The following is a 10,012-nucleotide window of genomic DNA, read 5'->3' on the forward strand; positions in this document are numbered from 1 at the left end:
ACCTGGCGCGACTCCAGCACCACGTCGCCCTGCGCGACCGCGCAGCAGGTCAGCACCTGGCCGGCGTCGAGCTCGTCGGCGCTGAGCGCCTTGGACTGGTATTCGCGGTGGACCACCTCGCCGGAGAGCTAGCGGCACTTGCACGATCCGCAGGCGCCGTCCTTGCAGCCGTAGGGCAGGCCGACGCCCTGGCGGATCGCGGCAGCGAGGATGGATTCGCCGGGCTGGGCGGTGAAAGCGCGGCCGCTCGGCTGCACGGAGATGGTGAAACTCATCGTGGGCGGTTCGTGTGGATATGCTCGGACGACAGCGAACTGACGAACATTCGATTTTGCCTTCAAACCCTTCTCCGAGCGGGGCGCTGCCCTCGCGCTTCCGCCGCCTGCGGGTGCTGATCGTCGGCTGCGGCGACGTGGGCCAGCGCGCCGCGGCCCTGCTGCGCGGCCGCGTGCAGCTGCTGGCGCTCACCTCGTCGCGCGACCGCGCCGCCGGCCTGCGCCGCCAGGGCATCGTGCCGCTCGCCGGCGACCTGGATGCGCCCGACACCCTGCGCCGGCTGGCCGGCCTGGGCCACCGGGTACTGCACCTGGCGCCGCCGCCCGGCGGTCCGGGCAGCGACGGACAGCGTATTGACGACCCCCGCACCCGGGCCTTGATGCAGGTGCTGGTGCGCCGCGCGCCGCCGGCAGCGCTGGTATACGGATCGACCAGCGGCGTCTACGGCGACTGCAATGGCGCATGGGTCGACGAGACCCGGCGGGTGCGGCCGGCAACCGCCCGCGCGCAGCGGCGGGTCGATGCCGAAGGCTGGGTGCGGCAGGCCGGCCGCCGGGGACTGCGCGCCAGCATTCTGCGCATCCCGGGCATCTACGCGCCGGACCGCGAAGGCGGTACGCCGCGCGCACGACTGGAGCGCGGCACGCCGGTACTGGTGGCCGGGGAAGACGTGTTCACCAACCACATCCATGCGGACGACTTGGCGCGTGCCTGCGTGGCAGCGCTGTTCCGCGGTGCGGCCCAGCGGACCTACCACGCGAGCGACGACACCGAGCTGAAGATGGGCGACTACATGGACCTGGCGGCCGGCCTGTACGGCCTGCCGCGCCCGCCTCGGGTACGCCGCGAAGATGCCGATCCCCGGCTGGGCGCGGCGACGCTGAGCTTCATGGGCGAGTCCCGCCGGCTGGTCAACCGGCGCTTGAAAGCCGAGCTGCGCATGGTCCTGCGCTATCCCACTGTCGCGACTGGATTGCTATCGAAAGAGTAGCTGTATGCGCAGGCTGGACGGGCGCAAGAGGCTGATTTCCTCAATAATCAGCGTACCAGGTTCAGCACGCTCAAGACCACCGAGGTGACCGGGTCGTACACCACCGCGTTGCCCTGGTAGTAGCCCATGCGGTAGCCGCGCGGCGGGGGCGGCAGTTCGTACAGGACCTGCTGCGGTACCGGCTGAAGGTGGCGGCGGTAGTCCGGGGCCATGCGGGCGCCGGGGTAGGGGCGCCAGCCGTAGGCCTGCGGCGGCAGCTGCGGGCCGTAGTAGCGCACCAGACGGTCCCGGTCGGCGGGGCGGAAGGCGTAGTGCGGCGCCGCATGGCGCGGACCCTTGCCGCGCGGACGGTCGTTGTAGTAGCCGTGGCGGTCGTACCGGTCGTGGTGCTTTTTGTAGTGCTTGTCGTGTTTGCCATGACCGTGGCCGCGGCCCGGACCCCGGTGGTCATGGTCGTGCGGGCCGGCAAGCGCTGGAACGGACACCGCGCCGGCCATCAGGGCCGTCACGGCGGCCATCAGGCGGCGGCGAAGAGGGGAGGCGGCGTTCATGGGAAAGCTCCTTGTCGCTATGGAAGGGCACATCGCCCGTCGTTGACAAGTTCAACGCAACACCCGTGCGGCGGGCCGACCACCGTTGCCTCACCTTGCGTAGGTTTGCACCGGCTTTACGGTTGTGCCGGCACCTACCCGTTGCCGGCCGGCCGCCGGCCCGGTGTCAGATCGCGCCGGCTTCCCGCAGCCGCGCGCGTTCGGCCGCGTCGAATCCCCACTCCGCCAGCACCTCGTCGGTGTGCTGTCCGAGCGCCGGCGGCGCACGGCGCAGCACCGGCGGATGGTCGGACAGCCGCAGCGGGCTGGCGACGCCGGCGATCCGGTCGATGCCGTCGCCCGCATCGCGCGGCAGCGATACCGCCAGGCCCCGCGCCCGGACCTGCGGATCGGCGAAGGCTTCGGCAATGTCGTTGATCGGGCCGCACGGCACCGCCCGGTCTTCCAGCAACGCGATCCAGTCGGCGGTGGTGCGGGTGCGGGTGACCTCCTGCATCGCGGGAATGAGGACGTCGCGGTTGCGCACCCGCGCGCTGGCGGTGGCGTAGCGTGCATCGGCCGCCCATTCCGGCCGGCCGCAGGCGGCGGCGAAGCGCGCGAACTGTCCGTCGTTGCCGATCGCCAGCAGCATCGCGCCGTCGGCGGTCGGAAAGTCCTGGTAGGGGACCACGCTCGGATGGGTGTTGCCCTGCCGCCGCGGCACGCTGCCGGTATTGAGGTAGCCGGCGGTCTGGTTGGCGAGGATCGCCATGCCGACGTCGAGCAGCGCCATGTCGATGTGCTGGCCGCGGCCGGTGCTGTCGCGTGCACGCAGTGCCGCCAGGATCGCGGTGGAGGCGTACATGCCGGTGAACACGTCGGTCAGGGCCACGCCGACCCGCATCGGGCCGCCGCCGGGCTCGTCGTCGGCCCGGCCGGTGACGCTCATCATGCCGCTCATCGCCTGGATCATCAGGTCGTAGCCGGCGCGCTTCGCATACGGTCCGTCCTGGCCGAAGCCGGTGATCGAGCAGTACACGAGGCGCGGATTGAGCGCCTGCAGGCTTGCGTAGTCGAGGCCGTAGGCCTGCAGGCCGCCGACCTTGAAGTTCTCGACCACCACGTCGCAGCCGGCGGCGATGCGCCGCAGCAGCGCCGCGCCGTCGGGCGTCGCCATGTCGACCGTCACCGAACGCTTGTTGCGGTTGCAGCAGGCGAAGTAGGCGGCCTGGTCGGTGTCGCGGCCCTCGGCATCCTGCAGGAAGGGCGGGCCCCACTGGCGGGTGTCGTCGCCGTTGCCGGGCCGTTCGACCTTGATCACGTCGGCACCCAGATCGGCGAGCGTCTGGGTGCACCAGGGGCCGGCCAGCACCCGCGACAGGTCCAGCACCTTGATGCCGGCGAGCGCGCCGGCGTGCGAGGTCGTCGTGTCCACGGTCAGCTGAAAGCCGGGATGCCGGTGATCGCGCGGCCCAGGATCAGGGCGTGCACGTCGTGGGTGCCTTCGTAGGTGTTGACAACCTCCAGGTTCACCAGATGGCGGGCCACACCGAACTCGTCGCTGATGCCGTTGCCGCCCATCATGTCCCGGGCCAGCCGGGCGATGTCGAGCGCCTTGCCGCAGTTGTTGCGCTTCATGATCGAGGTGATCTCGACCGCGGCGGTACCTTCGTCCTTCATGCGGCCCAGGCGCAGGCTGCCCTGCAGGCCGAGCGTGATCTCGGTCTGCATGTCGGCCAGCTTCTTCTGGATCAGCTGGTTGGCGGCGAGCGGGCGGCCGAACTGCTTGCGGTCGAGCACGTACTGACGCGCGCGGTGCCAGCAGTCCTCGGCCGCACCGATCGCACCCCAGCTGATGCCGTAGCGGGCGCTGTTGAGGCAGGTGAACGGACCCTTCAGGCCCTGCACCTCGGGGAATGCGTTTTCCTCGGGCACGAAGACGTCGTCCATCACGATCTCGCCGGTGATCGAGGCGCGCAGGCCGACCTTGCCGTGGATCGCCGGGGCCGACAGGCCCTGCATGCCCTTCTCGAGCACGAAGCCGCGGATCGGGCCGACCGCGCCGCCCTCGCTCACCTCCTTGGCCCAGACGACGAACACGTCGGCCACGGGCGAGTTGGTGATCCACATCTTGCTACCCTTGAGCTTGTAGCCGCCCGCGGTCTTGTAGGCGCGGGTGGCCATGCTGCCCGGGTCGGAGCCGTGGTCGGGCTCGGTCAGGCCGAAGCAGCCGATCCATTCGCCGCTGGCGAGCTTGGGCAGGTATTTCTGCTTCTGCGCCTCGGTGCCGAATTCGTAGATCGGCACCATGACGAGGGAGGACTGCACGCTGGCCATCGAGCGGTAGCCGGAATCGACCCGTTCCACCTCGCGGGCGATCAGGCCGTAGGCCACGTAGTTCAGGCCGGGGCCGCCGTACTGCTCGGGGATGGTCGGGCCGAGCAGGCCGAGTTCGCCCATCTCGCGGAAGATGCTCAGGTCGCTCGTCTCGTTGCGGAACATCTCCAGCACGCGCGGCGCCAGTTTGTCCTGGCAATAGGCATTGGCGGCATCGCGCACGGCGCGTTCGTCGTCGGTGAGCTGCTGGTCGAGCAGGAACGGGTCGTCCCAGTGGAAGGAAGCGCGGGAAGAAGCCATGAGGTCTCCGGAAGTTCGTGATGGCGGCAGGTATGCGGCCGATGCAGCGCGAGGGCGCCGGACGCGGGATGCTACGTCGCAGGCGCCCATCGGCGCAAACGAGAAATCCACATCGAGACATGAGCTTCTGGAATACTTGCACCATGCGCCGCAAGATTCCCTCGACCCAGTCCCTGGCCTGCTTCGAGGCCGCGGCCCGCCATGAGAGCTACACCCGCGCCGCCGACGAGCTGGGCCTGACGCAGAGCGCGGTGTCGCGCCAGATCCTGGCGCTCGAATCCTTCCTGGGCCTGCCGCTGTTCCGGCGCACCCGCCACGGCGTGGCCCTGACGCCGGCCGGCGCGAACTACTGGCGCCAAGTGGCGCGCGGCCTGCAGGGCCTGGAGCGCGACACGCTCGACACGATGGCCGGCCACGGACGCGGCGGCGCGGTGGCGCTGGCGGCGGTGCCCACCTTCGCCACCCGCTGGCTGATGCCGCGCCTGCCGCTGCTGGCCGAGCGGCATCCGGACATCGTGGTCCATATCGAGACGCAGACCCGGCCCTTCCTGTTCGCCGACACCGGTTTCGATGCGGCCCTCTACACCGGCACCGCCGAGCAGGTCGCCCACTGGCCGGGCACCCGCGCGATGCGCCTGTTCGACGAGGAGATCGTGCCGGTGTGCAGCCCACGCCTGTCGCCCGGCTGCTGCACCCCGGCCGAACTGGCGCGGATGCCGCTGCTGCAGCAGAGCACCCGGCCCTACGGCTGGCGGCACTGGTTCGAGTCTTTCGGCGTGGTGGCGCCCGAGGCGCTGCAGGGGCCGCGCTACGAGCTGTTCTCGATGCTCGCCGTGGCGGCGCGCCACGGCATGGGGGTGGCGCTGATCCCGCGGCTGCTGATCGAGGCCGAACTGGCGCAGGGCGAACTGGTGGTCGCCTGTCCGCACCCGCGGGTCGGCGAGCGGGCCTATTACCTGGTGCAGCCCGCGGCAGCCGAGGCGCCGCCGGCGGTCGAGGCCTTCTGTGCCTGGCTGCGCGATCTGTGCGCCGCCGGCGCGGCCACCTGACGGCCCGCCGCCGTCCGGAGCGCGTGAGGCCTCAGCGCCGCCCTCTCAGCCGCGGCAGCCGGCCTTTGGCGCGGCGGCCGACGGCGACCCGCACGGCCACCTGCAGCAGTGCCAGACCCCCGTAGACGAGCATCTTCTGCGACAGCGTCGGCCGGTCGTCATTCTCTTCCGCGGCGCGGTGGGCCGGCATGCGCGCAGACGTCGCGGTGGACGAGGTCGGCCGTCCCGCGAGTTCGGCAGGGCCGTCCGAGGCGCTGGGGTTCTCGGGCGGCGGTGCCTGCACGGCGGCGTGGCCGGTCGCGGCATGAGAGCCGTGGGTGTTGGCATAGACCCAGGTGAATTCCGCGCCCAGCAGGAACACCTGCGCCGAGTAATAGACCCACACCAGCAGGACCACCACCGACCCCGCCGCGGCATAAGAGGAGGCGACGCTCGTCTTGCCCACGTAGAGCCCGATCAGCAGCTTGCCGATATTGAACATCACCGCCGTCACCAAGGCGCCGGTCCACACGTCACGCCAGGCGATGCGCGCCTGCGGCATCAGCTTGTAGATCATCGCGAACAGCAGCGTGGTGATGCCCAGCGAGATAAGCAAATTCAGGCCCTGCAGCGCCAGCTCCCAGCCCGGCACCACGTCGCCCGCCCAGCGGCCGAAGGCCGCGACGCCGGCACTGACGACGAGCGACACCATCAGCAGGAAGGCCAGACCGAGGATCAGCCCGAACGACAGCAGGCGGGCGCGCAGGGTCGTCAGCAGCCCGGACTTGGCCGTGGCCGGCACCCGCCAGATGCGGTCGAGGGCGCTCTGGAGTTCGCCGAACACCGTGGTCGCGCCGACGATCAGCACCACCAGGCTGATGCCTGCCGCCAGCAGCCCTTCGGTCGGCTGGCTCGCGCTGCGGATCAGGCCCTGCACCGCGATCGCACCTTCCTCGCCGATCAGTCCGGACAGCTGGCCGACGATCTCGCCCTGGACCGCCTCGCGGCCGAACACCGCGCCGGCCACCGCGATCACGATCAGCAGCAGCGGGGCGAGCGAGAAGACGGTGTAGTAGGCGATCGCCGCGCCCATGCTGGGGGCGTAGTCGTCCACCCATGCCTGCACCGACCGACGGCCCAGATCCAGAAATCGTTTGATGTCCATCGTGTTCCTCCGCGCACGATTGTCCGGTCGCTTGCCGGCACGACCGTGCAGGAATGTGACGGGCAGGGCGTAGGCGACGTGCTCGGTCATTGGCGGACGCGCGGCACGCCGGGTGCGGTCAGGCCGCCGTGTCCTCGTACCAGCGGTCGCGGGCCAGCAGGATGCGGTCGTGGCCGACGCCCGAGGGCATCATCGGGAAGCAGTTCTCCTCGGCCGCCACCTGCACGTCGAGGAAGAACGGCCCGTCGCTCGCCAGGCACTCCTTCAGCGCTTCGTCGAGGTCGGCCGGGTCGGTCACGCGCCGCGCACCCCAGCCGAAGGCCCGCGCCAGCGCCACGAAGTCGGGCAGCGCCTCGTTCCAGCTGTGGCTGAGCCGGTTGCCGTGGTTCATCTGCTGCCACTGCCGGACCATGCCCATGTAGCCGTTGTTGGAGAGCACCAGCTTGACCGGCGTGCGGTGCTGCACCGCGGTGGACAGCTCCTGGATGTTCATCAGCACCGACGCATCCCCGCTCACGCAGACCACCAGCGCCTCCGGATGTGCGACCTGCGCGCCAATCGCCGCCGGCAGTCCGTAGCCCATGGTGCCGGCGCCGCCGGAGGTGAGCCAGCGGCCGGGCCGCTCGAAGCGCAGGTGCTGCGCGGCCCACATCTGGTGCTGGCCCACGTCGGTCGAGACGATCGCGTCCCGGTCGTCGAGCTGCCGCTGCAGCGCCTGCATCAGCCGCTGCGGCAGGATGGTGCCGGCGCGGGGCTCCACGTCCAGGCAGCGCTCCGACCGCCAGCGGTCGATCCGCGCCCACCACGGGGCGAGCCGCGCGGCGGGGAGGTCGTCGAGCGCCGGCTGCGCCAGCAGTGCGTCGAGCACCGCGCCGCAGTCGCCGACCAGCGGCACGTCCACCGCCACCGTCCGGCCGATGCTGGCCGGATCGATGTCGATGTGGATCTTGCGCGCCTGCGGGCAGAAGCCGTCGAGCTTGCCGGTGACGCGGTCGTCGAAGCGTGCGCCCACGCAGACCACCAGGTCGGCCGCGTGCATCGCGAGGTTGGCTTCCAGCGTGCCGTGCATGCCCAGCATGCCGAGCCACTGCGGCGCGGACCCGGGAAAGGCGCCGAGGCCCATCAGCGTCAGGGTGCAGGGCGCGTCCAGCCGCTGCACCAGCCGGGCGAAGGCGGCGCAGGCCGCCGGCCCGGCGTTGACCAGGCCGCCGCCGCCATACAAGACCGGCCTACGCGCGGTGGACAGCAGGTCCGCGGCGCGCTGGAGGCTGTCCGGCGACGGCAGGGGCACCGGCTGCGGGGCAGACGCACCGCGGGCTGCGTGGCGGCGCGACGGCGTCGCGGTCGCGCCGCGTCCGGTAAGCGGCGCGAGCTGCACGTCCTTCGGCACGTCGAGCAGCACCGGTCCCGGACGGCCGCCGCGCGCGATCGCCAGCGCCTGCCGGACGACCGCGGGGATGTCGTCGGCCGCGCGCAGCTGGCAGTTCCATTTCGTCACCGGCCGCGACATGCCGAGCGCATCGCTTTCCTGGAACGCCTGCGTGCCGATCACCGCCGTCGCCACCTGGCCGCTGATACACAGCACCGGGACCGAATCGCTCATCGCGTCGAGCAGGCCGGTGATGGTGTTGCCGACTCCAGGGCCGGAGGTGACCAGCACCACGCCCACCTTGCCGGTGCTGCGCGCATAGCCTTCGGCCGCATGGACCGCGGCCTGCTCGTGGCGCACCAGGATGTGCCGCAGCCGCGGCTCGCCGTGCAGGGCGTCGTAGAGCGGCAGTGCGGCGCCGCCCGGATAGCCGAACAGGGTGTCGACGCCGTTATCCACCAGGGTGTCGAGCAGCGCCTCGGCGCCGTTGCGCGGGCGGATGGGGGAGGCCGGTGCGATGGCAGTGGGCGAGGGCTGGCGGGCGTTCAAGGTCTTATGCATCGGACGATTCTTGTGCCCGGAGCGCAGAATGTGCTTCTTCTTTTAGTCGATGCTATGCGTAAACATGAAAAACAATCGCCAAAAATCGCAGGAAGCCGAAGAAAATTTGGATGCGGCAGACCTGGCCATCTTGCGCGTGCTGGTGGCCGACTCCCGTCGCACCCTGCAGGAGATCGGCACGACGGTCGGCCTGTCGCCCACCAGCTGCTGGACCCGCATCAAGCGGCTGGAGACGCTCGGCGTGATCAAGCGCTACACGGTGGAGCTGGATGCGCCGCTGCTCGGCTATCACGACTCGGTGATCGTGCAACTCACGCTGGAGAGCCATACCGACGAAACGCTCTACGAATTCGGCCGCGTGCTCGCGACCATTCCCGAGATCCAGGAGGCGTATCTCGTCTCGGGCGATTACGACTACTACATCCGCATCGCGGTGCGCGACACCCGCGACTACGAGCGGCTGCTACGGGAGAAGCTCTACAAGATCCCGGGCATTCGCCACAGCAAGTCGCACTTCGTGCTGCGGGTGCTCAAGGACAGCCGGGTGCCGCTGATCTAGCGCCGTGCGGGAGGTAAGTCCCGCATGCGCTGCAGACGGCCCTCGCGCAGACGGGTCAGGGCGAGGGCCAGCAAGCCGATGCCGATGCCGACCGCATCGGCCACCACATCGGTGAGGTCGGCCGTGCGATAGGGAACCGCCAGCTGGATGCACTCGATCGCCACGCCGTACAGCAGGAGCAGCGGCACGACCGCGAACAGCCGACGGTGCCATGCACGGGAGGCCAGCCAGGTCAGAACGCCGAACGCCAGCAGATGGTCGGCGGTCAGCGTGCCGAGCGGTGTCTGGTGTTTCCAGTCGAAGGGCGGCTGCAGGCGGACCGGCCAGGTCAGCGGCATCAGGGCCAGCAGCAGCACGGCGAGCGCCACCAGGTACACGGCCCTGCGCCGATGCGCAGCAGAGGAAGGGGTATCGGGCATGGACGGATGCTGCGATCTGCGGCCGCGGGATGCGGTTCCGGCAGGATGCGGTTCCGGCAGGATGCAGGGGGAACGGCGTGAGGAACGCCATCGGATTCACGGCCGCGGAGGCCATGGTGCCGGAGGCCGGAATCGAACCGGCACGCCTTGCGGCGGGGGATTTTGAGTCCCCTGCGTCTACCAATTTCACCACTCCGGCGGCGGGCGTTGCGCAGCTGGAAATTATGGCACAGTGCTTTCCATGCAATACCCCACCATCGAAGACACCATCGGGCGGACACCGCTGGTGGCACTGCAACGGATCGGCGCGACGGAGAACGCGGTGTCGGGCAACGTGGTGCTCGGCAAGCTCGAAGGCAACAACCCCGCGGGATCGGTCAAGGACCGGCCGGCGCTGTCGATGATCAAGCGCGCCGAGGAGCGCGGCGACATCCGCCCGGGCGACACGCTGATCGAGGCGACGTCGGGCAACACCGG

The 10,012-nt window shown here is 70.3% G+C and carries 10 protein-coding genes, 1 tRNA gene and 1 pseudogene; 4 read left to right on the plus strand and 8 right to left on the minus strand.

What is annotated here, in order from left to right; translation table 11 throughout:
• Positions 1-275, minus strand: a pseudogene (locus QZ500_RS06525) (2Fe-2S iron-sulfur cluster-binding protein); the annotation flags it as partial.
• A gap of 56 nt (positions 276-331) precedes the next feature.
• On the opposite strand from QZ500_RS06525, the gene QZ500_RS06530 reads away from it, so the two are divergent.
• Complete coding sequence (locus tag QZ500_RS06530) at positions 332-1,267, plus strand: SDR family oxidoreductase (RefSeq protein WP_295852496.1); 936 nt, start codon at positions 332-334, stop codon at positions 1,265-1,267.
• A 47-nt stretch (positions 1,268-1,314) separates the two neighbouring features.
• Here the strand turns inward: QZ500_RS06530 and QZ500_RS06535 are convergent, their stop codons facing one another.
• The 3 genes from QZ500_RS06535 to QZ500_RS06545 form a co-directional block, all read right to left on the minus strand.
• The gene (locus QZ500_RS06535; RefSeq protein ID WP_295852501.1) at positions 1,315-1,818 is read right to left on the minus strand and encodes a hypothetical protein; all 504 of its coding nucleotides are present in this window, start codon (positions 1,816-1,818) and stop codon (positions 1,315-1,317) included.
• Positions 1,819-1,984: 166 nt separating this feature from the next.
• Positions 1,985-3,232 carry a CaiB/BaiF CoA-transferase family protein gene (locus QZ500_RS06540; protein WP_295852505.1) on the minus strand — a complete coding sequence of 416 codons (1,248 nt, stop codon included), beginning with the start codon at positions 3,230-3,232 and terminating at the stop codon, positions 1,985-1,987.
• Between the two features lie 2 nt (positions 3,233-3,234).
• Positions 3,235-4,434 carry an acyl-CoA dehydrogenase gene (locus QZ500_RS06545; protein WP_295852507.1) on the minus strand — a complete coding sequence of 400 codons (1,200 nt, stop codon included), beginning with the start codon at positions 4,432-4,434 and terminating at the stop codon, positions 3,235-3,237.
• A gap of 143 nt (positions 4,435-4,577) precedes the next feature.
• Here QZ500_RS06545 and QZ500_RS06550 point away from each other — a divergent pair, with 143 nt between their 5' ends.
• Entirely contained in the window at positions 4,578-5,483 is a 906-nt protein-coding gene (locus tag QZ500_RS06550; protein WP_295852524.1) for a LysR substrate-binding domain-containing protein, read from the plus strand.
• Between the two features lie 31 nt (positions 5,484-5,514).
• On the opposite strand, the gene QZ500_RS06555 is transcribed toward QZ500_RS06550, so the two are convergent.
• Complete coding sequence (locus QZ500_RS06555) at positions 5,515-6,627, minus strand: YihY/virulence factor BrkB family protein (protein ID WP_295852510.1); 1,113 nt, start codon at positions 6,625-6,627, stop codon at positions 5,515-5,517.
• Between the two features lie 118 nt (positions 6,628-6,745).
• A complete protein-coding gene (ilvB, locus tag QZ500_RS06560) occupies positions 6,746-8,557 on the minus strand; it encodes a biosynthetic-type acetolactate synthase large subunit (protein WP_295852513.1) in 1,812 nt (603 codons plus the stop codon).
• A gap of 64 nt (positions 8,558-8,621) precedes the next feature.
• On the opposite strand from ilvB, the gene QZ500_RS06565 reads away from it, so the two are divergent.
• On the plus strand, positions 8,622-9,116 hold the full coding sequence (locus QZ500_RS06565) for an Lrp/AsnC family transcriptional regulator (RefSeq protein ID WP_295852516.1): 495 nt from the start codon (positions 8,622-8,624) through the stop codon (positions 9,114-9,116).
• On the opposite strand, the gene QZ500_RS06570 is transcribed toward QZ500_RS06565, so the two are convergent.
• Complete coding sequence (locus QZ500_RS06570; protein WP_295852519.1) at positions 9,113-9,535, minus strand: VanZ family protein; 423 nt, start codon at positions 9,533-9,535, stop codon at positions 9,113-9,115. The two genes, QZ500_RS06565 and QZ500_RS06570, sit on opposite strands and share 4 nt — an antisense overlap.
• Before the next feature lie 114 nt (positions 9,536-9,649).
• Positions 9,650-9,734, minus strand: a tRNA-Leu gene (locus tag QZ500_RS06575).
• Positions 9,735-9,776: 42 nt separating this feature from the next.
• Between QZ500_RS06575 and QZ500_RS06580 the strand changes: the two genes are divergently transcribed.
• Positions 9,777-10,012: pyridoxal-phosphate dependent enzyme (locus tag QZ500_RS06580; protein ID WP_295852522.1), on the plus strand; the 236-nt coding region annotated here is incomplete at its 3' end.

This window comes from uncultured Xylophilus sp. (assembly GCA_913776965.1).
Classification (GTDB): Bacteria; Pseudomonadota; Gammaproteobacteria; order Burkholderiales; family Burkholderiaceae_C; genus Xylophilus.

What these genes read in the sequence shown, in the direction of transcription:
- QZ500_RS06535 (WP_295852501.1), bottom strand. Translation starts at nt 1,818, where the DNA reads ATGAACGCCGCCTCCCCTCTTCGCCGCCGCCTGATGGCCGCCGTGACG.
- QZ500_RS06545 (WP_295852507.1), bottom strand. Translation starts at nt 4,434, where the DNA reads ATGGCTTCTTCCCGCGCTTCCTTCCACTGGGACGACCCGTTCCTGCTC.
- QZ500_RS06550 (WP_295852524.1), top strand. Translation starts at nt 4,578, where the DNA reads ATGCGCCGCAAGATTCCCTCGACCCAGTCCCTGGCCTGCTTCGAGGCC.
- QZ500_RS06555 (WP_295852510.1), bottom strand. Translation starts at nt 6,627, where the DNA reads ATGGACATCAAACGATTTCTGGATCTGGGCCGTCGGTCGGTGCAGGCA.
- ilvB (WP_295852513.1), bottom strand. Translation starts at nt 8,557, where the DNA reads ATGCATAAGACCTTGAACGCCCGCCAGCCCTCGCCCACTGCCATCGCA.
- QZ500_RS06565 (WP_295852516.1), top strand. Translation starts at nt 8,622, where the DNA reads ATGAAAAACAATCGCCAAAAATCGCAGGAAGCCGAAGAAAATTTGGAT.
- QZ500_RS06570 (WP_295852519.1), bottom strand. Translation starts at nt 9,535, where the DNA reads ATGCCCGATACCCCTTCCTCTGCTGCGCATCGGCGCAGGGCCGTGTAC.